Raw genomic sequence first — 25,800 nt, forward strand, 5'->3', positions numbered from 1 at the left:
ATGCTTACAGCTTGTAGGTGAGCGTGGCCGCAAAGCTGCGGGGCGCAATGGGGCTGATGCTGTTGTCATCGTGTACGTTGTAGCTCAGCTCATTGAGCAAATTAGCGAGCTTCACGCGCACCGAGAACCGCTCGTAGGAGTAGCCCAGTGAGGCATCGAAGAGCAGGTAGTTGGGCAGGGCAATTAGCTTAAAGGCATCGGCCACCGGGTTGTTGCTGGCATCAACCCAGGGTTTGCCGGTGGCGGGGTTCAGGGTGCGGCTATTGCGGCCGGCCAGGCGGTCGCCCACGTAGTAGGCCGTCACGCCGGCGTTCAGGCCGCGCAGCACGCTGTTGGCAAACACGTTGCCGAAGCTGTAGTACAGGCTGGCGTTAGCCGTGTGGGCGGGGTTGTAGCGCAGGCGGCTACCGTCTTCGTAGATGTTGCTTTTGGTGTAGGCCGTCTGGTTGTAGCTGTAGCCCGCGATGAGCGAGATGCCGTTGATGGGCCGGCTTTGCACGTCTACTTCCACGCCCTTGCTGGTGACCTGGCCGGCCAGCTCCATGGGGCTGGCGGTGGCGGCGGTGGTAAAGCGCGGGTCGGTGGGCAGCACGGCCTGGGCCTGGTTGCTGTTCACGATGCGGTAGGCCGTCACGTTGGCCGAGATGGCCCCTTTGAACAGCTCGTTTTTGATGCCTGCTTCGTACTGGTCAATGAGCGAAGGGGCCAGCGAATTGCCCTGCAAATCAATCCCGGTATTGGGCGCAAAAGAATTGGCGTAAGACGCAAACAGCGAGGTCGTTTTGATGGGCTGGTATACCAGGCCCAGGCGCGGCGAAAAGGCGTTGTCGTAGCGGCGGTTTTCCACGTAGGTGTTGGCCGTTTTGGCCACCACGCTGGCAATCGTGTTGTAAGTGTACACGTTGCTGGGCGTTTCCTGGTAGCTCCAGCGCAGGCCGGCCAGCACCTTCACCTTATCCGAAAGGCTGAGCAAATCCTGGGCGTAGAAGCCGGCCCGGCGCGTGTTACCCAGCGTCAGGGCGTTGCGCACCAGGCTGTTAAAATCGGTGAGGCGCTCGGCGGGCTGGGTAATTACTTTGCTGGGGTCGAGGATATTAATAACATCGTAGGCCGCGACGGCGGTAGTGGGCCGCGTGGCCGAGGCCGGGTTGGTGTAGGCCAGCGTGTTGGTGTCGTACTGGTCGGCATCGGTCCCTACCAGCAAGGTGTGGCCCACCGGGCCGGTGCGGAAATTACCGGTCAGGTCCAGCTGGGCCAGGAAGTAGTTTTCGGTGGTTTCGGTGCGTTGCAGGCCGCGCGTCCAGTTGCCATACGCAACGCCCGGCGTGGCAATGATGCCGGTGGGGCGGGCGGCACTTTTCAGGGCGTTGTCGTAGCGCTGGAACGAGCCCACGGCCCGCACCTGCCAGGTGCTGTTGAGGCGCGAGGTGAGCGTGGCGGTGGCGCTGGTCTGGTTGGTGGCATTGCTGGCCCCGGCCACGTTGAGGAAGCGGCTGCGCGAGTCCTGAATCTGATAATCAATGGCTCCGATGCCGTAGTCCGGCGTGCGGTTGTCGCGCAGGTAATCGCCTTCGATGATGAGGTCGGTTTTGGGCGTGAGGCGGAACAGCAGCGAAGGGTTGACATACACGCGGTTGCTGCTCACACCGTCGCGGTAGCTGTCGCCGCGCTCGTAGGTGCCGTTCAGGCGGAACGCCACTTTGCTGCTCTGGCCCATGGCACCGTACACGTCAAACTGGGGCTTCACAAACCCAAAGCTGCCCACCCGCAGCCCCACCGAGCCGCCGCGCTGAAACTGCGGCTTCTTGGTCACCAGGTTCAGCACGCCGCCGGCCGCCACGTTGCCGTAGAGGATGGCCGCGCTGCCCTTCAGCACTTCCATGCGCTCCAGGGAGCTTACTTCGGGAATGATGCCGTTGTTGAAGCGCACGCCGTTTTTAAAGGTATTGGCGCTGGTGTAGGCAAAGCCCCGGCTGGCAATTTCCTCCTGCGTGCCGCCGGTGGTGCCCATTACGTACACACCGGCCACGTTGGCCAGCACGTCGCTCAGGCGCAGGGCCTGCTGCTGCTCCAGCACCGGCCGTTCGATGGTGAGCGTGGCCTGCGGGTTGTCAAGGGGCGCGATGGGCATCTTGCCCACGCTGGGCGTGCGCTGGTTCAGGCTTTTAGCGCCCGTCACGGTCACTTCCTGCAATTCCTGCTCGCCCCGGGCCAACGTGAAGGACGGCAGGGCCGTGGTCTGGCCGGGCTGTACCTCCACGGCTACTTCCTGGGCCTGGCAGCCCAGGCAGCTCACCACGAATGCCTGCCAGCCCGCCGGCACTTTCAGCGTGAAGCTGCCATCGGCGGCCGTCGCGGTGCCGCGCTCGCCGCCTTTGAGGCGCACCGAAACCTGCTCGGCCGGCTGGCCGTCGGCCAGTAGCACGCGGCCCGTCACGGTGCCACTATTATCGTTGCCGTACTGCTTGTGATGCCGCATCGGCATGTTTTGGGCAAACCCGCTGGCAGGTAGCAGGGCAATGGAAAGCGACAGAAGCGGGGCGAAGTACCTCATGAGGTTATTTAGACAGATTCAAAATAGAGTACAAAGGTGCTCGCTATTTAGAATTGTTCCAAATAAACTTTTACTGAAAAACGGAATGCCTTCAGAATTGATGCGACATCAACCCATTAATCAACTATCCAACCACCTGATTTACAACAAAAATACCCGACTATCGAGCCGGGCATTTTGTTGTAAATCAATTATGCTGGAGATTCAGCCGCTGCTTTATAGACGCAAGGAGGCATCTATACGCCGTTCGGGCGAGGTTCTGAGCAGCTCGGCAGATTTGTCAGGCGTCAATATTCATCCCAATCAGGCCAGCAGGGCTTCCTGCTCGGCCGCTACCGGCGTTAGCTCGAAGGCCTCGGCCAGCAGCTCGTAGGAGCGCAGACGGTCCTCGAAATCGGTGGTGATGGTGACGGCCGTGATTTCATCCACATCGTAGTCGGCCGCCAGCTGGGTAAACTGGGCGTGGACCTGCTCGGGCGTGCCGCTCACCACGCGGTTGCGGTTGAAGGCGAGGTGGGCCTGGTCTTCGGCGGAGAAACGGTGGTTGCGCACTTCCTCAGTTGAGGGAAAGATGCGGAATTCGCCCCGGTTGAAGCGAATCAGCTGCATGTCCATGGCTTTACGCAGCTCCTGGGCCTTCTCATCGGTATCAGCGCAAAATGTGAACACGGCCACGTTGGCCAGCGGCGCGGCCAGCTCGCGGCTGGGACGGAACCGCTCGCGGTACTGGCGCACGGCCGCCGGGCCACCCGCGCCATTGATGAACTGGGCAAAGGAAAACGCCATGCCCAGGTGCGCGGCAAACAGCCCGCTCTGGCCACTGGAGCTCAGCAGCCAGAGCTCCGGCGCGGTGGGCGTTTGGGGAGCGGCCATTACCCGCTCATGGATGGTATCGGGCACTTTTTCGTCGCGCAGGTAGGCTTGCAGGTCCATGAGTTGCTCCACAAAATCCTGCTCGCTAAAGGTGTTGCTGGGGTTGAGGGCGTGGGCGGTGAGGCGGTCGGCACCGGGGGCGCGGCCCATGCCCAGGTCGATGCGGCCGGGAAACAGGGCTTCGAGCAGGCGGAAGTTTTCGGCCACTTTCAGGGCCGAGTAGTGCGGCAGCATCACGCCGCCCGAGCCCAGCCGGATGTGCTGCGTCTGGCTGCCGAGGTGGGCAATAAGCACCTCGGGCGTGGAGCCGGCCAGGGTATTGGTGTTGTGGTGCTCGCTCACCCAGAAGCGGGTGTAGCCGAGGCGGTCGGCGAGCTTTGCCAACTGCACGGTCTCAAGCAGGGCCTCGCGGGCGGTGCTGCCGGGCCGGATGGGCGACTGGTCGAGGACGTTGAGACGAATTTTGGGGGTGGCGTTCATAGCTGGAAGATTGGAACAAGGTGGTAAACCACCGGCGGCACCATCCGGTTCGGAACCGCTGCGAACCGGGCCGCCGCGATGAACAATTGCCGGTTCAGCTGTTAAGGGCCGAAACAACTCTTATTTCCTCTTATAATGAGCGACCAAAACTTCGTGACCCTCACCGTGGCCGATGGCACCGAAATGCGGGCCTACACGGCTTTTCCCAACGGCACTGGCCCCGTGCCCGGCATCATCCTGCTCCAGGAAGCCTTTGGTGTGAACCATCACATCCGCAGCGTGGCCGACCGGCTGGCGGCGGCCGGCTACGCCGTGGTAGCCCCCGAGCTGTTCCACCGCACCGCCGCGCCGGGCCTCGAAATCGAGTACGCCAATTTTGGCACCGAGGCCATGCCCCACTACATCGCCATCAACAACGACGACCTGACTGCGGACCTGCACGCGGCCTTCGACTGGCTGCAAACCCAGCCGCTGGTGATGGCCGATAAAATCGGCAGCATCGGCTTTTGCCTGGGCGGCCGGGTGTCGTTTCTGGCCAATGCCGTGCTGCCACTGGCGGCGGGCGTGTCGTACTACGGCGGCGGCACCCACACCATTGCCGACCGCGCCAAGGACCTGCACGCTACGCACCTCTTTTTCTGGGGCGGGCTCGATGAGCACATCGGCAAAGCCGATATTAACCAGGTAATTGAGGCCGTGGAAGCGGCCAAAAAGCTCTACATCAACACCGTGATTTCCTACGCCGACCACGGCTTCCACTGCGACGCGCGGCCCAGCTACCACCCCGAAGCCGCGAAGGAGGCCTGGGCGCTGACGCTGGCGTTTTTCGGCGAGAAGCTGGGGGCGTAGCGCTGATAGCGTGTGACCGTAAAACGTCATGCTGAGCTGGCCGAAGCAGCTCTACCGCGGTAGTAATTGATTTACTCTTGCGGTAGAGCTGCTTCGGCCAGTTCAGCATGACGTTTTTATTTATTCCGCTACGACCCAACGGCTACCCGCGCCGGTTCGGCCGCTACCTGCCGGCCCAGGTACTGCGCCATGCTGCTGGCCAGGATAATCTGGAGGGCGTGGTACAGCATGAGCGGCAGGAGAATAAGCCCGGTGGCGGCACTGGCCGGAAACAGCAGGCTGGCCATCACGCTGCCGTGAACCAGTGATTTTTTTGAGCCGCAGAACACGGCCACAATCTGGTCGGCGCGGGGAAATTTCAGGGCGCGGCTCAGCCCCCAGATGCTAGCAAACACCACCAGGTACAGCACTACCATGCCCGCGCCCAGCTTAAAAACATCGACCGGGCGGTAGCGGCCGAAAATGCCATCGGCGAAGGAATCGCAGAAGGCGGTGAAGACGATGAGCAGAATGGTGACTTGGTCGAAAACGCGCAGACCGGCCTTGTGACGCTCGGCGAAGGCGTGGAAGCGGGAGTTGAGCAGTACCCCCGCCCCCACCGGCAGCACCACCTGCCACAGCAGTTGCAAGCCGAGGCTCCAAAGCTGGATGCCACCGGTGCCGGTGTGCAAAAACAGGCTGCACAGCAGCGGCGTGACCACAATGCCCAACAGGCTGGAAATGCTGGCGTTGAAAATGGCTGCTGGCAGGTTGCCGCCCGCAATGCTCACCATCACCACCGACGTGGAAACCGTGCTGGGCAGCGCGCACAGAAAGAAGATGCTCTGCCAGAGCAGCTCGCCACCCTCGGCCCCCAAAAACGGCCGCGCCAGCAGCGCCAGCGCCGGAAACAGCACGAACGTGCTCAGCTGCACCAGCGCGTGCAGCCGCCAGTTGCGCATGCCATCGCGCAGCTTTTCAAAGCTCAGCTTCAGGCCATAGAAGAAGAAAACCAGCGCTACGCCCACCGTGGTAATGCGGTGCCACGGCACGGGACTGGCCTTGCTGCCAAGACCGGGCGCGAAGTAAGCCAGCGCCACCACACCCAGCAGCGCCAGCAAAAACCAGTCGAGCCCGGCACGGGATAAGAGGGCGGCAAAGCGGTTTGGGGCAGGCGGCAGAACGGGAGTCATAGCGCAAGAATACGCCGGACGGGCTGGGTTGATGCGGCCACAACACAAAAAAGCGCCGAATTCAGGCAAATCCGGCGCTTTTTGTAAAGGCTCGACCCATCGCGTCTCAGCATTGAACGATGACAGGGCGGAGACCTAAGCTTGCCCAATCGGCGCAAACGCCGAGACGAAAACAGGCGTTTCTACACCGTTGCTTACTCATTAGGAACTCCGCCGCCCAGACCGGGCGCGGCGTTGCCCTGCACGCCCTGCACGTTGGGCACGCCCATCTTCTCCTCGCGCTTGCGCTGGTATTTGCCAAACTGGGCGGGGTTGAGCACGTCTTTGAGGGCTTCGAGGCGCGAGCGACCGGCGCTTTCTACCACGCCGGCCAGCTTGCGGGGGTCGGCCTTGTAGCGCAGCCGGCTGATTTCGACCTGCTCCACGGCGCGCCGGTTGATGACGCGCACCTTCTCGGTTTGCTGGGGCGTGAGGCCCAGGTTCTGCTGCATGTTGGTGGTGAGGGCGTTGGCCTTGGCATCGATAACGGCATCGGGGGGTGTTGCCACGAGGGACTCAGCCGGCACGGTGGTTTTGGTTTTCACGCTGGGCTGGCCGGCGGGCTTCACCTTGGTTTTGACGGTGGCTTGCGCGTGGGCGGCCGGAGCCGCCGACAACAGAGCCAGGGCCAGCAGCGGCGAGAGCAACAAGAGTTTCATAGAAAAGCGGAAAAGCAAAAAACAGTGCCCGTAAACATAGGGCTATGACGGAGTAAATATCGGCCGAAAGCCCGGCTCATTTCGTGCCGAACGCCCTGCCACGCATCTTTTGTGCCAGCGCACCCCGAAAATTCGGGCCTCCCCGGCTCAGCTTGCAACCTTTGGGCCGCTTTTTCCATACTACTGACCATGAAACACGCCAAACGCTCTAAATCCAACTGGCTGCTGGCCGCCAGCCTCGGCGCGGCCACCCTGGCCCTTACCCTGTGGGGCAACCGCCGGGGCTCCTACGACCTGAGCGGCCGCGTGGTGCTCATCACCGGGGGCTCGCGCGGGCTGGGCCTGGTGCTGGCCCGCCAGGCGGTGGCCGAGGGTGCCCGCGTGGCCATCTGCGCCCGCGACGAAGCCGAGCTGGCCCGCGCGCGCCAAGACCTGCTCATGGCCGGCGCGGCCGAGGCCGACGTGCTGACGCTCTCGCGCGACATCACCAACGAAGTGGAAGTGCGCACTATGGTAGCCGAGGTTGAAACCCGCCTCGGGCCGGTCGATGTACTCATCAACAACGCTGGCATCATCACCGCCGGCCCACTGGATAACATGGACGTGCGCGATTTCGAGGACTCGATGGCCGTGCATTTCTGGGCTCCGCTGCACGCCATGCAGGCCGTGCTGCCCAGCATGCGGCGGCGCGGCGCGGGCCGCATCGTGAATATTTCGTCGCTGGGCGGCAAGGTGGCGCTGCCCCACATGGCTCCGTACAGCGCTAGCAAGTTTGCGCTGGTGGGCCTGTCCGAAGGCTTCCGGGCCGAGTTGCACCAGCACGGCATCTCGGTCACCACCGTGTGCCCGGGCCTGTTGCGCACCGGCAGCCCCGACCACGCCGAGTTCAAGGGCCAGCAGCAGAAGGAATTTGCCTGGTTTAGCATTGCCGATTCGCTGCCCGGCTTCACGCTCAGCGCCGAGCAGGCCGCCCGCCAAATCTGGAATGCCTGCCGACGGGGCGATGGCGAGGTCATTCTCTCGCTGCCCGCCAAATTCCTGGCCGCTTTCCACGGCCTGCTGCCCGGCACCACCACCGACATCCTGAGCTGGATGAACCGTGCCCTGCCCGCCACCGGCGAAAGCCCGGCCGCCAACGTGCGCCGCACCGGCTTCGAGAGCGAGTCGGAAACCACCCGTTCGCCACTCACGACGCTGACGCGCAAAGCTGCCGCGAAGAATAACGAGTTGTAGAGACGCATATTTGCGTCTCGTCGTTTGCGCCGCACTGCTTCTATTCGTGCCGGCCTCGTTCAACGACGAGACGCAATTATGCGTCTCTACCTCATGCATTTCCCCGTTGAGCTAGCCTTGGGTTCCGCGCGCCTGCCCGTACACTTGCTGTGCGAAGTGCTGGCCTACTCGCTGGGCTTCCGCCTCTATCAGCGCCTGCGCACCACCCACGCCGACCGCATCAGCGACACCCACCGGCAGTGGATTTTTGTGGGTGCCGCCGCCGGCGCACTCCTCGGTTCGCGCTTGCTGGGCCTGCTGGAGCACCCCGAGCTGCTGGCGCACCCGCCCGGCGGCTGGCTCTACTACTTCACCAATAAAACCATTGTGGGCGGCTTCCTGGGTGGCCTCATCGGCGTGGAGCTCACCAAAAAGCGCTTGGGCGTGACGGCCAGTAGCGGCGACCTCATGGTGTTTCCCATTCTGCTGGGCTTGGCCATCGGCCGGCTAGGCTGCTTCTTCAGCGGCCTGGAAGATGGCACCTTCGGCACCGCCACGGCCCTGCCCTGGGGCATCAATTTCGGCGATGGCGTGCGCCGCCACCCCACCAACCTCTACGAAATCCTGTTTCTGGCGGCGCTGGGGCTGCTGCTCTGGCTGCTGACGCGGCGCGGGAGGCTGGCCGATGGCCGGCGGTTCGAGCTGTTTCTGAGCAGCTATTTGCTGTTCCGACTGCTGGTGGAGTTTATCAAGCCTACTACGGCGCTGCCGGGGCTCGGGCTCACGGCGATACAGTGGGCGTGCGTGGCGGGGCTGGGGTATTATGTTTGGGGGTGGCTCAAGCTGCTAAATACATATAACGACCAGCCTGCAACTAACTCATCATGTTAGAAAAAATCATGAATGATACATTAATTCCGTCCCACCTCATGTCCGAATGACCCTTTCCACCACAACTTTTCCCTCAGCCTGTGCCCGCACCTCATCATACCAGAGCCACTTCGGCAACAACAGCGGCTGCGTGAAACACCCGCTTCTAATCTGGCTACTGCTGCTTATTGCCAGCCTCCCCGCCCGAGCCCAGTACCTCACGTTCCACGAAGGCGAATACCTAGACACCACCACCACCCGCAACCCGGCCTGTGCGAAGACCATGACGCTGCCATATTTCGCCGTGGATGGGAAATACCCGCGCAGCTCGCCTACGCTGGTGCGGGAAGCCACCACCTTTTTACTGCGCGGCAACCGCAGATTCAGCGGCAGCGGATACGTCACGTTTCGGTTTGTGGTCGATTGCGCGGGGTTCCGGCAGCCGATGACGCAGGTGCTGCAAACCGATGCGAACTACGTGGCCATTCACTTCCGCCCGGAGCTGGTGAGTGAGCTGTACGCCTTTCTGAAAACGCTGAAAGACTGGCGGATAGCAACGTGTAGCAGCCACGCCGTTAGTTACTTCACTTATTTAACGTTCAAAATCACCGATGGGAAAGTCGTGGCCGTTATTCCTTAGCCTGCTGCTGGCCCTGGCGCGGCCGGGGCACTGCCAGCAGGCCATCACCCCCAAAGTGGTGGCCGGCGACTGCGGCAGCAAAGCGTACCAGGACAGCCTCGTGGCCCGGTACCTGGACCGGGGCGCGCACCGTACCAGCTACCTCAGTCCGCAGTGGGGACAGTATTGTGACAGCCTGATTGCGGCCTGCCCCAACATCGCCCAGGCCTACCAGCAAAAGGCCATGCCGCTGATTGACTGCGGCGATTATGCGAAAGCAATGCCCCTCATGGACCAGGCCGTGGCGCTGGATGCCAACCGCTACCTGGCCTACCGAGGCTTCCTCAAATGCATTTTTACGAAGGACTACGCGGGTGCGCTGGCTGATTTCCGGCGCGCGGCCAAGCTCAATCCCAACGGCCGCGAACAGGACCACACCTATGCGTTTTTCGAGGGAGCCTGCGAGTTGGAGCTGGGCCATTATAAGCTGGCCGAGATGGCATTTGCCCAAGATATGGCCTTGCAGCGCGGCCCCACCGGGCAGGGTGAGATTCACTTCAACACCCTGCTGTACACCGGCGTGGTGGCCGCCCGCCTCAAACAGTACGCGCCGGCCCAGACGTACCTGCAACAGTGCCTCAAAGCATATCCGCAGCATCCGGAGGCCAATTATTACCTGGCGCTTACCTATCGGGCGCAGGGGCAAACGGCCCTGGCCCGGCAGCATCTGGAAGCCGCACAGCGGGCGCTGATTGGTGGCTACCGGCTGAATGAGGACAGTATTTTTTATGCCAACTACCCGGAGCAGATAACGGAATACGAAGTGACGCAGGCGATGAAGGAAGCAGGAAATGATGTAGGGGTGGGGCCTGTCCCCGCCCATCGTTGAACGGAATCGTTGTGTCGGTGCAAGCGTCCGGGCGGGGGCAAGCCCCGCCCCTACTATCTTACGCCACCTATTTCCTCCTTTCTCAGCCTCCGCCATGCCCGAACGGCCCTACACCTACTACGACTTCACGCTCAGCCTGTGCCCGACGTGCCTGCGTCGCATCGAGGCCAAAATCGTGTTTGAAGACGGCAACGTATTCATGCTCAAGCGCTGCCCGGAGCACGGGCGGCAGAAGGTGCGTATTGCCACCGATATTGAGTATTACAAAAGCATCCGCAACTACGTGAAGCCCAGCGAAACGCCCCGCCGCTTCAACATGGCCACGCATTTTGGCTGCCCGTACGACTGCGGCCTCTGCACCGACCACGAGCAGCACAGCTGCCTCACCGTCATCGAGATAACCGACCGCTGCAACCTCACCTGCCCCACCTGCTACGCCGAAAGCAGCCCCACCCACGGCCGGCACCGCACCCTGGAGGAAGTGGAAGCCATGGTGGACCTGGTGGTGGCCAACGAGGGCGAGCCCGACGTCATCCAGATATCCGGCGGCGAGCCGACGCTGCACCCGCAGTTCTGGGAAATTCTGGACATGTGCAAAAGCAAGCCCATCAAGCACCTGATGGTGAACACCAACGGCGTGCGTCTGGCCAAGGACGAAGCGTTTGTGGCGCGGCTGGCCACCTACTCGGGCGCGTTCGAAGTGTATCTGCAGTTCGACTCGTTCCGCGAAAACGTGCTGCTGACCATGCGCGGCCGCGACCTGCGCGAGGTGCGCAAGCAAGCCATTGAGCATCTGAATAAATATAATCTCAGCACCACGCTGGTGGTGACCTTGCAAAAGGGCCTGAATGATGACGAGATGGGCGACATTATCGACTACGCACTGAAGCAAAAGTGCATTCGCGGCGTCACGTTTCAGCCCACGCAGGCGGCCGGGCGACTCGATAATTTCAACCCCGAAACCGACTCGTTTTCGCTCACCGAAGTGCGCCAGGGCATCATCGACCAGAGCCCGGTTTTCACGGCCGCCGACCTGCTGCCCGTGCCCTGCAACCCCGATGCTTTGGCAATGGCTTATGCGCTAAAACTAGACGGCGAAGTCTTCCCCCTCACCCGCTACGTGGACCCCGCCGAGCTGCTCCAAAGCGGCGGCAACACCATTGTGTATGAGCGCGACCCGCGCCTGCGCCAGCACATGCTCAAGCTCTTCAGCACCGCCAATACGGTGGATACGGTGGTGCCCGAAATCAATCAGCTGCTGTGCTGCCTGCCGCAGGTGTCGGCCCCCAACCTGGGCTATGATAATTTGTTCCGCATCATCATCCTGCAATTCATGGATGCGTATAATTTCGACGTGCGGGCGGTGAAAAAATCCTGCGTCCACATCGTGAGCAAAGACTTGAAAATCATTCCCTTTGAAACGATGAACATTTTCTACCGCGACCCCGAGAAGCTGGCGCGGCTGGAGGAGTTGCGGGCCGAGCGGGTGGGAATCATTTGATGGAGCCTCTTCCAACGCCCCCGCCCGAGGAAAAGAAGCCCATTAATTGGCCCATTGCGGTGAATCTGCTGCTGCTGCTGGCCGCAATCGTATACGAACGGGGCGAAGTCGGCTCTATGGTGGTGGTCATCATCGCACTGGTGCTCATCAATGGCTCTGCGGCGGTGCTAACGCGCTTGTTTGGCCGTTTGCATTGGGTAGCGGCCTTCGTGTTGTCGGCCCTTTTGGTGCCGCTGATTGGGTTTGGCCTGTGTGCCCTCTACATCTAACGGCGGCCTGCACGGCGGCCACTGACCAGCCGTTTCCTTCACCTGATTGTACGATGTCGCCTGAATCTGCCCCCCAACCGCCAAAAGACCCCGGCAGCGTGCGCCCGCCGCTATTGCTCAATGCGGCCCTGATGCTGGTGCTCTATCTGGTGGCTTTCGCGGCGGGCGATGGCAAGCCGAGTGAAACCGCTTATGCTTATTTTTTCGCGTTGGCGGGCCTTTTTGGCCTTAATGTATTAGCGGCCATTATTCTGGCATTTATGGGCCGCCGCCAAACAGTGATGGGCTGCATTTATTCCGGCATCGGCATATTCCTGATTGGGTTGGGCAGCTGCGCCTACTCGCTGGCCCACATGGGCGGTGGGCACTGAGCAGAGGCTTATTTTCACCCAGGTAATACCAAGCGGCGGGCTGGAAGCATATCGTTTACGGTATATATTGCACCGTCAGTCATTAACCAACCAGCCACTTATTATGCCTCCTACGTTTGGCAGTATCGTGCGCAACAACCTGCTGGCCCTGCTGGCAGCAGCTGTCGTGCTGGGGCTGGCCGCGAAATTTATCGACCAGTCGGCGGCTTTCATTTTTGGGTTGGCCTATTTGGGCCAAGCATTGTTCAACCTGATTCTGGGCTTCGCGCACCTTGGCCGGGGGCCGCAGGAGGTGGGGGCCGCGCCCTATTTCCTGAGCATGCTGCTGGTGCTGATTATCGGATTTGGAGCGTGCTCAGGCATTTTTATGCTCAGTGGCGGCCTCGGCAACATGCACTGATTCGGGCGCGGGCTGGCACTTCGGGCAGGTATAGGTAGCGCGGCCACCCACGTATTCTTTCTCGATTTTCACCTTCGGGTGGCGCGGGCAGAAGGTATGCGCGTCGGAGCCAGGCGTGGCCGAATCATCCCACTCGCGGGCATGGATGAGGAAGGACTTGGGGAAATATTTGTAGTTGGCCTCGTGGCTGATGGCCGTGGTGAGGACTAGCTGAATGGCGGCGTGCAGGGCCTTGAACTCCTTCTCGGTGAGCGAAGTCCCCAGCCGCTCGGGGTTGATTTTGGCCTGAAACAGCACTTCGTCCACAATCCAGTTGCCGAGGCCGGCGGTGATGCTTTGGTCGAGCAGCAGCGGCTTGAGTAGCGTTTTGCGGCGGCTGAGTTTCGCCTGCAACTCGGCGGTGGTGATGGCGAGGGCATCGGGGCCGATTTTTTTGGCGGCCTGGTGGGCAGCGGCGCTTTCAGCCAGGCGGATGCGGCCGAATTTGCGCGGGTCAATGAAGGCGAGGCGCAGGCCGGAGTCTTCCAGGTGCAGGGCCACGCGGGTGAAGCGCGGAGCGTCGGGCTCGTCGCGGTAGGCCCCGATGTCGCCGGTCATGCCAAAGTGCAGCACGAGCACCTGGCCGTTATCGAGTTCCAGAAAGCAGTTTTTGCCCAGACGCGAGGTGCCGCTGATGGTGCGGCCCACGAGGCCGGCGCGGAGCTGGTCTTCGGGCGTGGCCAGTACGTGGGCATCGTTCACCTGCACGGCGGCGATGGTCTGGCCCACGGCCAGCTCGTCAATAAAGCGGCGGTAGGTTTCGACTTCAGGTAGTTCGGGCACTTGAGAAGTATTGAGGGTTGGGGGCTGATGCGCTATAGAACGTCATGCTGAGCGCAGTCGAAGCATCTCTACCGCAATAGCAAACCCAATCAACAGGTTTAGTTACGCGGTAGAGATGCTTCGACTGCGCTCAGCATGACGTTCTGTTTCTAGCCCGTTAACAGAAATAAACCCCTTCCGGTTGCCTGCCACCCCCTACAAATCGCCGCGCAGCCCGCCCTCCAGCACCACCACACCGGTGCCGCCAATCTGTACCGCTTCAATGGCTTCGCGGGGGCCGCTGATGCGCACCTGCACCGCGCCGGCCCGGCCCATATCGTGCCCCTGCTCGGCAATAAAATCAGGCGAATTGATATAATTGTGATGCCACAAATAGGCTGCCATGCCGCCGGTGGCCGAACCCGTTACGGGGTCTTCCGACACGTCGGGCGGGGTGCCGAAGTGGCGGGCGAAGGTGTGGCCCGCCGGCGTGGCCCCGCCCAGGCAAAAAAGGTGCGGGCTGAAAAAGTCACTTTCGGCGCGGTAGCGGCCCAGGGCGGCAGCATCGGCGACGTGGGCGCGGCGCAGGGCAGCGTGGTCGCGCAGCAGTATCATGAGCTGCGGGGTGCCGGTGCTCACCGTCTGGATGGGTGCGCCGGGCAGCAGGTCGTCGGGCGTGAGGCCGAAGAGCGGCAGCACCGTTTCCAGCGCGTGCGTGGCTCCAAAAATGGGCTGGCGTTGCGTCATCCAGACCATTGCCGGTGCATTGTCCGCGCCGGGTAGCACATCGACGCGAATGGGGCCGTGCAACAGGTGCAGCGTGAGGGTCAGCGCTTTGCCGGAGGCGGGCTGCGCCACCCGGCCCGCGTGCAGCAGCGCCGTGACGGTGGCAATGGTGGGATGCCCGGCCAGCGGAATTTCCTCGGCCGGCGTGAAGAAGCGCACCGTGAACTCGGTGCTGCCGGGCGCGGCGCGGTTCACAAAAGCCGTTTCCGACTGGTTGAACTCGCGGGCCAGGCGCTGGCGCAGGGCTGGGTTGAAGGCGTCAGCATCAAGCACCACGGCGCAGGGATTGCCGCGCAGGGGCTCGGTGGTGAAAGCATCAATCAGCAGAAAAGGCAGTTGGGACATAAGCAGTGGGCCGGGGAGATGAGCAACCGACCACGAAGGAACGACAGTCCAGCAAAACCAAACCCGTCAATTCACAAAAAAGCCGGTTCGCTTACGGGCGAGCCGGCTTTCCATTGCCTGAAAATGGCTCACTACATTGTGTCGTGCAGCTTGGCTACGCGTTGGCCGGCTTTGTCGTACACGTCGCCGCGGGCGGTGATGAACAGGCGGCGCTGCTGGCCGTCGGTGAGCACGAAGGGGAAGGTTTCGCTGGTGGTACGCGTCACGCGGCCCACTACTTCGGCGTTGTCCTCGTCATCCACGCGCACCACTTTCAGGGCGTTGGTAAGGTAGTAGCGCTGGCTGGGGTCGTTGCGAAAAGTGAGCTGGCCCACCAGGCGCACGGCAGCGCCGGTGTTCTGGCTCACGGCCACCATTTCGCCGGCATCATCATCATCGGCCGATGCAGTGGGATATTGGCGGGTCGGCTGCGCCATTGGCGCGGCGGCTATCACGGCCGGGGCAGCCGAGGGCGACGCGGTGCGGGCGCTGGCCACAAGCTGGCCATTGGCCCGCTGCCAGCCCTGGCCGATAGCCGCAAGGCGCGGCGCGCGGCCGGGGTGCGTGGCTGAGCCTTCGTCATCGGCCACGGTGGCCATGGCGGCTTGTGCCTGGGCCAGGCTGGCCCCCAGCTTGCGCAGCACGAAGCCAGAAAACTCATCGGCTTCCAGCTCATCGGCGGGCTGCGAGCCGCCGGCGCGCAGGGTGTGGCCGTTGAGGTGATGCCCCATTTCGTGGGCCAGAATGCTGATGCCAGCCCAGTCGGTGTGGCCGGCGCGGTTCACGGCGTTCAGAAAATCGGGGTTGTAGAGCAGGTAGCGCTGGCCGTCGTAGACCACGGCGGCGGCGTTGTCGACCTCGCGGGTGGCCCGCAGTTGGAAACGCGCCTTGAGGCCCACGGCATCGGTGATTTCGCGGATGACGTCGGTGGGCGCGGGGGCAGTTTGGGCCTGCGCGGGAGCGGCCAGGGCCAGCGGCAGCGCGAGCAGCAGCGGGGCCGCCAGGCGGCTGAGAAAACGGGGAAGGAAAGCCATATCGAAGAAGGGCAAGGAAGATGACTGTTAATTCAAACCTAAAGGCAAGCGCAATGCCAAAAGCAAGCGCAGAAACTCAGCAGTTGTCGCCAGCCACTACCAGCCGGAACAACGGCCGGGGCCGGATTTTAGCGCAGCAACAATCAAACGCATACTCTAGCAACGGCGGAGCGTTGCTTTGTCGCTTTTTTGCTGCCAACAACCCGCCCGCGAGCGGCGTCTGCCCGGCTATTGAAATAACGATTTTGCCCCGCTGGCAGTTCATTAAGTAAGAGTCGGGGCCGGGCCGAAAGGGTTGCGTGATTCTGGCCGCGCCCCGGCCCGCAGTAGCTTTGCGCCCCGGCCGCCGTAGCCCGGCCAATTTTTTCGTTTCGCGTTGATGAACCAAGCTCACCTGCACCTCATTGTCAACCATGTGCCCATCGTGGGCAGCCTTTTTGCCGCCGTGCTGCTGGGGGCGGGCGTGCTGAAGCACAACCTCGACCTGACCAGAGCCGGCCTGGTAGCGGTGCTGGCCGCCGGCCTGCTGTGCCTGCCGGCTCAGCTCACGGGCGAGGGCGCGGCGGCCATTGCCCAAAACCTGCCCCGCGTGAGCCGCGCCCTCATCCATAACCACGCGGAAGCGGCGGAGCTGGGTTTCTGGGTGCTGGAAGCGGCGGCGGCGCTGGCGTTGTTCGGACTGCTGCTGCTGAAAAGTGCTTCGCCCAAAGCCCGTCTGGTGGCCCTGCTGGCGCTGGTGGCCGCCGTGCTCAGCTTCGGCCTGCTGGCCCGCGCCGGCAACCTGGGCGGCCAGATTCGGCACACTGAAATCCGCGAGGGGTTTGGCACGCCCGACGAGTTATAATTTCCCCAAAACCAAGCCCCTACCCTTCCGCATGGCTTTTCCCTTTTTTGGCGACGATAAATCGACCGTGGCGCGCCTGCTGGCCACCCTTCCCCAAACCGGCACCCTGGCTTGGATTGGCCAGCGCCCGGTGCGCCGCGAGCCACTCGTATCAGTACCCGAGGCGGAGTTGAAAACCGACTCGCACCTGCTCGGCGACCACGCCCGGCCCAAAGCCGGCGGCAAGCGGCAGATTACGCTCATTCAGCACGAACACCTGGCGGCGGTGGCGGGCTACCTGGGGCTGGATGCGCCGCTGGACCCGGCCCGCCTGCGCCGCAACCTGGTGGTGCGCGGCCTCAACCTGCTGGCCCTGAAAAACCGCCAGATTCGCATCGGCGACGAAGTTATTCTCGACATCACCGGCGAATGCCACCCCTGCTCGCGCATGGAAGAGGAGCTGGGCCCGGGCGGCTACAACGCCATGCGCGGGCACGGCGGCCTCACGGCCCACATTGCGCAGGGCGGCCTCATTCGGGTGGGCGACGCGGTGCGGGTAGTGGCGTAGCCAGCGCGGTCCAGGGCCAATAACTTTCGGGCGCGGACAGCCGTTTGCAAGCCAGACACTTCACCCGTTATTCCTTGATTTTTATGGCTTCAACCTTACGTTCGTTTGCTGCGCTGGTCCGCTGCTCGGCGGGTATTTCGCTGGGCCTGGCGCTGCTGGCCGGCCCCGCCGCCCAAGCCCAGACGGTGTATGCACTTGGCACACTCACGGCTTCATACCTGGGGTCGCCGGCCGGGTCGCAGGGCTTGGTTACCATCAATGCGGCAAATGGCGTGGCCGTGGGCACGCCCGCTACCGTGGCTGGCGTGGCGGCCGGCCAGAGCCTGGTGGGCCTGGATTTCCGGCCCGCCAATGCCCAGCTCTACGCCCTGGGCTACGACACGGCCGCCTTGGCCCCCGCCCCCAACACCCAGCTCTACACCCTGGACCTGACCAGCGGGGCCGCCACGCCGGTGGGGGCGGCCGTGCGCCTGGAGTTGGGCCGCCGCACGGCCCGCATTGGCTTCGACTTCAACCCCGTAGCCGACCTGATTCGGGTGGTGAGCACCACCCGCGCCAACTACCGCCTCAGCCCCGTTACCGGCGCGCTGGCCGGCACCGATACCAACCTGGCCTACTCCAGCGGCACGCCGGCCACGCCCGGCATTGGCGCGGTGGCTTACACCAACGCCTTTCCCGGCGCAACCAGCACCACCCTCTACGCCTTTGATGAGCTGAATAATGGCTTGCTTTCCATCGTGAATCTGCCCAACGGCGGCGTGCTCACGGCCCCGGTTTCGGTGATGTTTCAGGTGCCGTCGGGCACCTACGGCATTGGGTCGCCGCAGGCCATTGACTTCGATATCTATGCCAATGCCAGCCTCAACCGCAACGAGGGGTTTCTGATGGAGGTAACGGCCGGCGGCAGCAGCAATTTCTACCGCTTCAACCTGAATACCGGCCTGGCTACGCTGGTGGGCAACACGGTACCAGCGGCGCTGCCCTTCGTTATCCGCGACATTGCGGTGGGCGTTGGGGCACCGCTGGCTACGGCCCCGGCCGCGCTGGCGCAGTTGGCGGCGGTGTACCCCAACCCGGCCCGGGGCACGGCCACCCTGCTCCTGCCCGCCGCCCTGCGCGGCAGCCAGCCCGCTTTCGTGGTGCTGGCCGACAACCTGGGCCGCCCGGTACTCACGCGCACCCTGCCAGCCGGCCCCGCCGAAACCCTGGATTTGCCCCTGGTGAACCTGGCTCCCGGCATTTATACCGTACTGGCCACCACTGCCGCCGGCCGCGTGGCCAAGCGCCTGGTGGTGGAGTAATCCTCCCCGCCCAACGGCCCGGCCACCGGTTAATGCCCCGCTAACGCATAGCCTGGGGCATTGCGACGGAAAACGTTTAGCAAGCACCTGTAAATTAGGATATAGATATGAAAAAATCATAACTATAACGATGCTGCCTGCACCGCTTTTTTTATTTTCCAAAAGCTAATCCAATAGTCTTGGGAGCCGTACACGGCCGCACATCAATGCCACGGTTTTTCTAAGTATCTTGAAGATGCTTTGGCAGCAGCGACCATTTGGTAATTATCCTTACAGTCAATATCATGCAAAAATTCCTACAACTTGTTGCCACCGTGCCCGCTCGCCTGGGCCGCTGGGGTTTTTTGAGTTCGTTCGGCCTAATGCTCATGGCTGTACCGGCCGCTACGCAGGCGCAAACGATTCTGGGCCTGGGCACCATCACGGGGCCGAACATTCGGAACGCGCCGGTGGGCTCGCAGGGGCTCATCCTCATCGACCCCAACAACGGCTCGACTCAGAACCTTGTGCCGGTGGCCATCACTGGCATTGCGGCCGGGCAAACGCTGATTGGCATGGACTACCGGCCGGTCGACAACCTGCTCTACGCGCTGGGCTACGACGCCAGCACCGCCGGCCCAAACACACAGCTGTACATTCTGAACCCCGGGCTTAACCAGGTGTTTCCGGTGGGCGCGCTGCAGCGGCTGGAGCTGGGCGGCCCCACCGAGAAGATTGGCTTCGATTTCAACCCCACGGTTGACCGCATCCGGGTGGTGAGTACCAACCGCGCTAACTACCGCCTCAACCCCACCACCGGGACCATTGCCAGCACCGATGGCCTGTTGGCATACGCTGGGGGTACGCCGGCTACAGCGGGCGTAAACGCAGTGGCTTACACTAACCCGTTTTTGGGCAGCATCAGCACCACGCTCTACGACTTCGACATCCGCAACAACGGCTTGCTTTCCATCCAGAATCCGCCCAACAACGGCACCCTAACTAACCCCGTGACGGTGATGCTGCAGGGCCCCGGCGGCACCTACGGCATTGGCAACGCCGCCGATTTCGGCCTGGATATCTACTTTAACCCCAGCACCGGGCTGAACGTGGGCTACCTCACCGAGGTGACGGAGCCCCGCGCCGACCGCGGCGGAGCCCGTGCCAGCAACACCTACCGCCTTAACCTGAACACCGGCTTGGCCACGCTGATAGGCAACACCGTGCCCGCCAGCCAGCTCTTCAACTTTGAGGTGCGTGACCTGGCCGTGGCCATTGCGCCCGTGCCCGTGATTACCTGGAACGGCTCGGTAAGCACCGACTGGCGCAACGCCGCCAACTGGACACCCAACGCAGTACCCGGCCCCCAGAACGACGTCATCATTCCCGGCGGGGTGCCCAACCAGCCCACCGTGACCCAGCCGCAGCAAACGCACGCCGTCACGCTCACCGGCGGCACCATCACGCTGGCCGACGGCAGCTTCCTGGTGGTGGGCGGCGACTTCACCAACAACGGCGGCAACCTGGCCGAAAGCGGCACGGGTACGGGCACCGTGGTGCTAAATCTGAACACTCCGCAAATCATTGGCGGCACCTCGGTCACTACCTTCCCTAATCTGATTATTGGCGTGGGCACGGCCAGCCTGGCGCCTACTGCTTCGCTGGCCGCCCCGGCCGCCGTGCGGCGCCTGCTCACGCTTTATGGCAATCTGACGGTGACCGGCCAGACGTTCACACTGCTCTCGGATGCCACGGCCACGGCGCAGGTGGTGAACACCGGCGGCATGGTGGTGGGCGCGGCTACGGTGCAGCGCTATATCACGCCCACCTTCAACGGCACGGGCTACCGCCACTACTCGCCGCCCGTGAGCGGCAGCACCGTGGATGACCTGACCACGGCCGGCTACACGCCGGTTATTAACCCGAGCTTCAACACCGTCGGCAAATCGGTGCGGCCCTTCCCCACGGTGTATAGCTACGACGAGACGCGCGTGAGCAGCAGCGGCAGCGCCGGCACCATTGATTTCGACAAGGGCTACCTGTCACCCGGCTCACTCTCGGATGCCCTCAACCCTACGCAGGGCTACACGGTGAACATCTCGGCGGCGGCCAACGTGGACTTTGTGGGCACCCTCAACAACGGCAACTACACGGCCGGCAGCCTCACCCGTGGCCCGTACACCGACAGCGGCTGGCACTTCCGCGGCAACCCCTACCCCGCCCCGCTCGACTGGCAGGCCATGATTAACGCCGGCCGCCTGACCAATGTTGAAAATGCTCTTTACGTCTTCAAAAGCAATGGCTTATACACTGGCACGTATGCCAGCTACATCAATGGGGTGAGCGCCAATGGCGGCACCAATATCCTGCCGTCGTCGCAGGGCTTTGTCATCCGCACCATTGCGGCCGGGCAGGTGGGCAGCATCGCCTTCACCAACGCCGAGCGCCTCACCACTTACAACAACACGCCCTTCCAGCGCGGCACCGCCGATACCCGTCCCCAGCTCACGCTGAGCCTGCACAACCTTGCCGCCGCCACCCAAACGGCCGTTTATTTCGAGCAGGGCGCTACCGTTGGGTACGATGCCGCCTTTGATGCCGTAGCGCTGCCCTCTTCCAACGGCCTGACCCTCGCCACCGATGCCGACGGCCAAACCGCCTCCATCAATGGCCTGCCCAACTTGGCCGGCACCGCCGATGTGCTGCTGCCCCTGTACCTGAGCGCGGCTACCACCGGCGCGTACACGCTCGGCGTTGACAACATGGCCAACCTGCCCGCCGGCTACCACGCCTACCTGCGCGATGCCCTCACCGGCACCTACACCGACCTGACCACTACCCCGGCCATCAGCCTGAATCTGACTGCCAATGCCGCCGCCGCAGGCCGCTATGCCGTGCTGTTCACCACGCAGGCCCGCGTGCTGGCTACTGCGCCCGCCGCCCTGGCCCGTCTGGCCAGCGTGTATCCCAACCCGGCCCACGGCTCGGCCACTCTGCTGCTGCCAATGGCCCTGCGCGGCACGACGGCCACGGCCGTCTCTGTAGTCGACAACCTGGGCCGCACGGTGCTCACCCGCATCCTGGCCGCCGGCACCGCCGAAACCCTGGATTTGCCTTTGACGGGCCTAGCCCCCGGCATCTACTCGGTGCAGGCCCGTACAGCAGCTGGCCTCGTGGCAAAGCGCCTGGTGGTACAATAAAGGCACTTTTCCCTTTGCTTTTGAGGATAAAAAACACAAAGCCCCGGCCGTTACGGCCGGGGCTTTGTGTTTTGGGGTAACCCTTTTACCCCGAATTTAAAAAAACCTCCCACCAAGGGCGAGAGGCTTTCCAAGCTATGAAAACAACTGTCCCCTGTAAGAGACACGCAGTTATGTACGCACGGCACCGGGCGTTTGGATTGCCGGGCGGCATTAAGCCCCGTCCATTCGCACGATTTTGGGGGTGAAGGAGCCGAGCACGTCCACCAGCTCGCGCTGGCTGGCCATCACGGCGCGGATGTCCTTGTAGGCCATCGGAGCTTCGTCCAGCCCGCCACCGATGAGCTCGATGCCGTGGTCGGCGAGGTACTTGCGCACCTGGCTTTCGCCCAGCTCGGCCTTGGCGCGGGTGCGCGACATGAGCCGGCCCGCCCCGTGCGAGGCCGAAGCCAGCGACCCGGCCCCGTTCCGCCCCCGCACGATGAAGCCGGGGGCCGTCATCGAACCGGGGATGATACCGAGCACGCCCGCGCCGGCCGGCGTGGCCCCTTTGCGGTGGGTGATGACCTCACGGCCATCGGCCAGCCGCTCTTTCCAGGCGAAGTTGTGGTGGTTTTCCACTTTCGCCAGGGGCTTTTCGCCGAGGGCTTTGGCCAGGCGACGGTGAATCTGCTCGTGGCAGGCCGAGGCGTAGTCGCCGGCCAGGGTCATGGCGGCCCAGTATTCCTGGCCGGCTTCGGTGTCGAGGCCGAGCCAAGCGAGGTGCTGGGCTTCGCCGGGCAGCTGGCACACGTCCTTGGCCAGCTTGGTGTAGCGTTCGGCAATACCCGCGCCCAGCCCCCGCGAGCCGGAGTGCGAGAGCACGCCCAAATATTGGCCCACGGGCACGCCCAGCTCGTTTTCCACTTCGGTGATTTCGACAATGCCGAATTCCACAAAGTGGTTGCCGGAACCGGAAGTTCCCACCTGCTCGGCCGCTTTGTCGAGCTTGTTCTTCAGAAAAGGGATTTCCTGAAATTCGGCTCGGTCAAGCACGGCATGGTCCAGGCGCTGGCCCCGCTCCCAGCCCCGGCCGGAGCCAAAGCGGGTGTTTTCGAGCAGCAGGCTGCGCAGCTCCTGGGTGCGCTGGGTAAGGTACTTGGGCGGCAAGTCATACACCGACAAGGCCATCCGGCAGCCGATGTCCACGCCCACGGCGTAGGGAATCACCGCGTTATCGGTGGCCAGCACGCCGCCGATGGGCAGGCCGTAGCCGTGGTGCGCGTCGGGCATGAGCGCACCGGCCACGGTCACGGGTAGTTTCATCGCAATTTCCATTTGATGAATGGCCCCCTGCTCGATGTGCTCGGCCCCGAATACGGCGTATTCTTTGCGCTCGACCAGGGCAATGTGCCGGTTGGGCGGGGGCAGTAGCGCGGCGGCCGTGTGGCTCCAGTCGAGGTGCGTGAGGTAGTCGGTGGGGTGGGCAATGAGTTGGCCCAGCAACGCCAGCTGGTCGGTTTGGGAGAGTTTCTTGAGGTGCTTGCGCTGCAATTGTGCCAGCGCGAGCCCAATGGCCCGGCCTTCGGGAAACCCGAGGTTTCGAAGGTCGTTGCCGCGTAGTATGTTGGCCATAAAAATGGTTTTTGCACGGGGCTGAGGCGCATATTTGGGCCTCAGTCGTTGATGAAAAGAAAAATAAAACGGGCCGGGCAACGGGGCGCATCGCCATCATTTGCTCTAACCAACTGAGCTACCATCGGCAAGCCGGCGGGCGGGTATTGAAGCCGCGACCCAATGAATCGAAGTAAGGAGGTGCTACGGCACCAGCGCGTTTTATTCAAAAAAACCGGAGCAACAAGCGGCCCGCGCAACGGGCCCGAAGGCCCGACGTGATAGGGTCGGAGTAGCGCGCACCTACGGCATCCGGCAGGTTGTTTAACATTCGGCTTTCTCCGAAAATTCGGGGCAACAGGCGGCGGGCGTATCAACCGCAGCCAAGGCTACGGAGGGGGATTCGAACCCGAGAAACTGCCCGTAGGGCAATTCTTTCACCAGCGAAGTAACGCCTGCCTACGGCACCCGAACTATACGGAGTTGGCCGAGGTGGGACGGGTCACAAAGCGGCCCCGTCCCGGTCGGCGACTGCCCTAATTGGGCAGCCGTCTTCCTCATGTCAGCAGCATTACGGCCGGGGATTCCGCTTTATTGCCCGGCCGGGCAGTTAAATGTTTACAAATCAATTTTCTCGATTTCGGTGAGGGCCGAGCCGCCGTTATCCAGCGCGCTCAGCACGTCGAATACCTTATCGGACCAGCCGGCGATAAGGGCCACGCCCGTTTCGGGGCGCACCTCCAGCGGCACGGTGCCGTGCCCGGCCAGGTCGAAGAGGTAGAGACGGGCGTGGGGGGCCACGGTGCGGCGGTACCCGGCCCATTCCTGAGCCAAGCTTCCACTGTCGCCGGTGCTGTGCCACAGCTGCACGTCGGTGAATAGCATCACCTTATCCACCACCTCGCGCCGTTCGCGCAAGTCCTTGATGACCAGATGCCCGTTGGTGGAGTAGCCCACCTCGCCTTCGCGGCGGTAGAACTCTTCCACGTTGCGCAACACCGGCCCACGGGGCAGGATGATGCGCTTCCACACATCACCAAACATGCCGGTGATGACGTTCTCGCAACGGCTCTGGAGCAGCATCCCCAGCACCAGGCTCACGTCGTAGAGCAGCACTTTGCTGCGCGGCGAAATGGCCTTTTGCATGGAGCTGGAGACGTCGCAGGCCACCACCACGCGGGTGTCGTGCCCAAAACCGCGCAGGTTCACAGCGCTGTGCGCAATGGCCGTTTCCAGCGCCGCCAGCACGCCGGCGACGTGGCTACTGGGCAAGGCTTTCACCTCGCGGTAAGCGGCCAGGAAACGGAACGGCAGCTGCTTGCTGCGCGCCACCGCAAACCGGTCGGCTAGGGTATCGCACACCCGCTCCATCGCCACCGCCGAAACGTTGGCTTCCAGAATATTGCGCAGGTTGCGCAACAGAGCCATGTAGCCGAGCCTGCCGCTGGTAATCAGCGCTTCCCAGGTGGTGCGAATGGCCGTTTGCCGGTCCGCATCGGTGGCGTAAGTCTCCTGCCCAACCGCCGACAGCTCGGTTTCCCAAGTGTAGGGCGTGGGCAGCTCGCCGCGTACCAATTGATTGAACAGGGCTTGCTGGGACTTGTCCTTGGCATTGGGATGCACCAGGAAAAGGGCATCGCGCAGGCGCACGGCCCCGTCGCGGTCGTACTTGGCCAGCTGATAGCCGTCGAAACGGTTGAAGCTGAGGGCTAGGCCTTTTTGCAACTGCTTGGACAGGCGATTGAGGATTTTAGTCCCACCGCGACCGTTGGCCTGGGCGTAAAAGGCCAGCAATTCGGTGATTTCATCGGGGCGCTGCACCACGCGGGCCACCAGGCGGCTCAGGAGGCTATCGCCCCGGTGCAGCTGGGCCAGTTCAACGCACAGCACCAGCGGCACCGAGCGCAGATTCAGCACTTCTCGGGCATAAATGGCTAATTGGGCCACGAATCGGGGGTTGTTTTTCGCCACCAGGTCGCGCAAACGCAGCAAGCGGGCATCGGCCGTTTCGTAGAACTGGTCGCTGAGCGCGGCGGTCGCTACGGCGGCGTACAGCTCCAGCTGGGGCGTGAGGGTGAAGGCGGGTGCGCCCTCGTGGTTGACGGTGGGCGCGCTGGTCCGGGAGAAGAAGTTGAAGCGCATATTGGGGGAATTTTGGGATGCGAAATGGATGATTTGAAATATTTGGCCAAGTCGAAATTAAATAGCTACCCAATTATTATTTTTGGGTAATTAATTTTCAATTTGAATTAGACGCACCTCTTTCGGTCAAATAAAAACAGGTTTTTATTTGGAAATTAATGGCACGAAAAAGCCCGGCTTTTGCGGGCCGGGCTTTTCTATTTCGCGTGACTTGCGCCGGGATTACCGACACATCCAACAAAGAAGAAAAGCACGACCCCACCGCTTATCCTGGCCGCAATCGGACCGGAATTGTTTCGGCGCTGGCTGGTAATTGGGGCGAATGAAAGGCATGGATTGAATGGGTAAGCGGTTGATACACCGACGAACAACAAAAAACCCGAGCTTGTGGGCTCGGGCGTGGCGGGTTTTAGCAAGAGCTAAAATCAGGCA

The 25,800-nt window shown here is 62.6% G+C and carries 22 protein-coding genes; 13 read left to right on the forward strand and 9 right to left on the reverse strand.

Annotation, left to right across the window (positions count from 1 at the left end; genetic code table 11):
- Positions 1–4: 4 nt before the first annotated feature.
- Positions 5–2,554, reverse strand: coding sequence for a TonB-dependent siderophore receptor (locus ACVWYF_RS12435; protein WP_457068401.1), 2,550 nt, complete (start codon positions 2,552–2,554; stop codon positions 5–7).
- 303 nt (positions 2,555–2,857) lie between these two features.
- A complete protein-coding gene (locus tag ACVWYF_RS12440) occupies positions 2,858–3,907 on the reverse strand; it encodes an LLM class flavin-dependent oxidoreductase (protein ID WP_457068403.1) in 1,050 nt (349 codons plus the stop codon).
- Positions 3,908–4,042: 135 nt separating this feature from the next.
- Between ACVWYF_RS12440 and ACVWYF_RS12445 the strand changes: the two genes are divergently transcribed.
- Positions 4,043–4,756 carry a dienelactone hydrolase family protein gene (locus ACVWYF_RS12445; protein WP_457068405.1) on the forward strand — a complete coding sequence of 238 codons (714 nt, stop codon included), beginning with the start codon at positions 4,043–4,045 and terminating at the stop codon, positions 4,754–4,756.
- 128 nt (positions 4,757–4,884) lie between these two features.
- On the opposite strand, the gene ACVWYF_RS12450 is transcribed toward ACVWYF_RS12445, so the two are convergent.
- Both ACVWYF_RS12450 and ACVWYF_RS12455 read right to left on the reverse strand, forming a co-directional pair.
- Positions 4,885–5,928, reverse strand: coding sequence for a bile acid:sodium symporter family protein (locus ACVWYF_RS12450; protein ID WP_457068407.1), 1,044 nt, complete (start codon positions 5,926–5,928; stop codon positions 4,885–4,887).
- 194 nt (positions 5,929–6,122) lie between these two features.
- A complete protein-coding gene (locus ACVWYF_RS12455) occupies positions 6,123–6,626 on the reverse strand; it encodes a hypothetical protein (protein WP_457068409.1) in 504 nt (167 codons plus the stop codon).
- 189 nt (positions 6,627–6,815) lie between these two features.
- On the opposite strand from ACVWYF_RS12455, the gene ACVWYF_RS12460 reads away from it, so the two are divergent.
- From ACVWYF_RS12460 to ACVWYF_RS12495, 8 genes are all read left to right on the forward strand, one after another.
- Positions 6,816–7,859, forward strand: coding sequence for an SDR family NAD(P)-dependent oxidoreductase (locus tag ACVWYF_RS12460; protein ID WP_457068411.1), 1,044 nt, complete (start codon positions 6,816–6,818; stop codon positions 7,857–7,859).
- Positions 7,860–7,952: 93 nt separating this feature from the next.
- On the forward strand, positions 7,953–8,729 hold the full coding sequence (locus tag ACVWYF_RS12465) for a prolipoprotein diacylglyceryl transferase (RefSeq protein ID WP_457068413.1): 777 nt from the start codon (positions 7,953–7,955) through the stop codon (positions 8,727–8,729).
- A 46-nt stretch (positions 8,730–8,775) separates the two neighbouring features.
- Positions 8,776–9,348, forward strand: coding sequence for a hypothetical protein (locus ACVWYF_RS12470; protein ID WP_457068415.1), 573 nt, complete (start codon positions 8,776–8,778; stop codon positions 9,346–9,348).
- Complete coding sequence (locus ACVWYF_RS12475; protein ID WP_457068417.1) at positions 9,320–10,216, forward strand: tetratricopeptide repeat protein; 897 nt, start codon at positions 9,320–9,322, stop codon at positions 10,214–10,216. The genes ACVWYF_RS12470 and ACVWYF_RS12475 overlap by 29 nt, the downstream gene beginning before the upstream one ends.
- Positions 10,217–10,310: 94 nt before the next feature.
- Positions 10,311–11,717 carry a radical SAM protein gene (locus ACVWYF_RS12480; RefSeq protein ID WP_457068419.1) on the forward strand — a complete coding sequence of 469 codons (1,407 nt, stop codon included), beginning with the start codon at positions 10,311–10,313 and terminating at the stop codon, positions 11,715–11,717.
- Entirely contained in the window at positions 11,717–11,986 is a 270-nt protein-coding gene (locus ACVWYF_RS12485; protein WP_457068421.1) for a hypothetical protein, read from the forward strand. The genes ACVWYF_RS12480 and ACVWYF_RS12485 overlap by 1 nt, the downstream gene beginning before the upstream one ends.
- 53 nt (positions 11,987–12,039) lie before the next feature.
- Positions 12,040–12,357, forward strand: coding sequence for a hypothetical protein (locus ACVWYF_RS12490; RefSeq protein WP_457068423.1), 318 nt, complete (start codon positions 12,040–12,042; stop codon positions 12,355–12,357).
- A gap of 103 nt (positions 12,358–12,460) precedes the next feature.
- Positions 12,461–12,757, forward strand: a complete 297-nt coding sequence (locus ACVWYF_RS12495) for a hypothetical protein (RefSeq protein ID WP_457068425.1) — start codon at positions 12,461–12,463, stop codon at positions 12,755–12,757.
- Here the strand turns inward: ACVWYF_RS12495 and mutM are convergent.
- The 3 genes from mutM to ACVWYF_RS12510 form a co-directional block, all read right to left on the reverse strand.
- The gene (gene mutM, locus ACVWYF_RS12500; RefSeq protein ID WP_457068427.1) at positions 12,713–13,579 is read right to left on the reverse strand and encodes a DNA-formamidopyrimidine glycosylase; all 867 of its coding nucleotides are present in this window, start codon (positions 13,577–13,579) and stop codon (positions 12,713–12,715) included. The genes ACVWYF_RS12495 and mutM overlap by 45 nt on opposite strands.
- A gap of 195 nt (positions 13,580–13,774) precedes the next feature.
- Positions 13,775–14,689, reverse strand: a complete 915-nt coding sequence (locus ACVWYF_RS12505) for a PhzF family phenazine biosynthesis protein (RefSeq protein WP_457068429.1) — start codon at positions 14,687–14,689, stop codon at positions 13,775–13,777.
- Positions 14,690–14,820: 131 nt separating this feature from the next.
- Positions 14,821–15,762: a membrane-binding protein gene (locus ACVWYF_RS12510; RefSeq protein ID WP_457068431.1), complete on the reverse strand. Its 942-nt coding sequence runs from the start codon at positions 15,760–15,762 to the stop codon at positions 14,821–14,823.
- 379 nt (positions 15,763–16,141) lie between these two features.
- Between ACVWYF_RS12510 and ACVWYF_RS12515 the strand changes: the two genes are divergently transcribed.
- From ACVWYF_RS12515 to ACVWYF_RS12530, 4 genes are all read left to right on the forward strand, one after another.
- A complete protein-coding gene (locus tag ACVWYF_RS12515; protein ID WP_457068433.1) occupies positions 16,142–16,606 on the forward strand; it encodes a hypothetical protein in 465 nt (154 codons plus the stop codon).
- A gap of 31 nt (positions 16,607–16,637) precedes the next feature.
- Positions 16,638–17,153: an MOSC domain-containing protein gene (locus ACVWYF_RS12520; protein WP_457068435.1), complete on the forward strand. Its 516-nt coding sequence runs from the start codon at positions 16,638–16,640 to the stop codon at positions 17,151–17,153.
- Positions 17,154–17,236: 83 nt separating this feature from the next.
- On the forward strand, positions 17,237–18,454 hold the full coding sequence (locus ACVWYF_RS12525) for a DUF4394 domain-containing protein (RefSeq protein ID WP_457068437.1): 1,218 nt from the start codon (positions 17,237–17,239) through the stop codon (positions 18,452–18,454).
- 284 nt (positions 18,455–18,738) lie between these two features.
- The gene (locus tag ACVWYF_RS12530) at positions 18,739–21,633 is read left to right on the forward strand and encodes a DUF4394 domain-containing protein (protein WP_457068439.1); all 2,895 of its coding nucleotides are present in this window, start codon (positions 18,739–18,741) and stop codon (positions 21,631–21,633) included.
- A 213-nt stretch (positions 21,634–21,846) separates the two neighbouring features.
- Here the strand turns inward: ACVWYF_RS12530 and ACVWYF_RS12535 are convergent, their stop codons facing one another.
- Positions 21,847–23,247 carry an RtcB family protein gene (locus tag ACVWYF_RS12535; RefSeq protein ID WP_457068441.1) on the reverse strand — a complete coding sequence of 467 codons (1,401 nt, stop codon included), beginning with the start codon at positions 23,245–23,247 and terminating at the stop codon, positions 21,847–21,849.
- A gap of 597 nt (positions 23,248–23,844) precedes the next feature.
- Entirely contained in the window at positions 23,845–25,368 is a 1,524-nt protein-coding gene (locus ACVWYF_RS12540) for a TROVE domain-containing protein (RefSeq protein WP_457068443.1), read from the reverse strand.
- Between the last annotated feature and the right edge of the window lie 432 nt (positions 25,369–25,800).

The sequence above is a fragment of the Hymenobacter sp. UYAg731 genome, assembly GCF_054061335.1.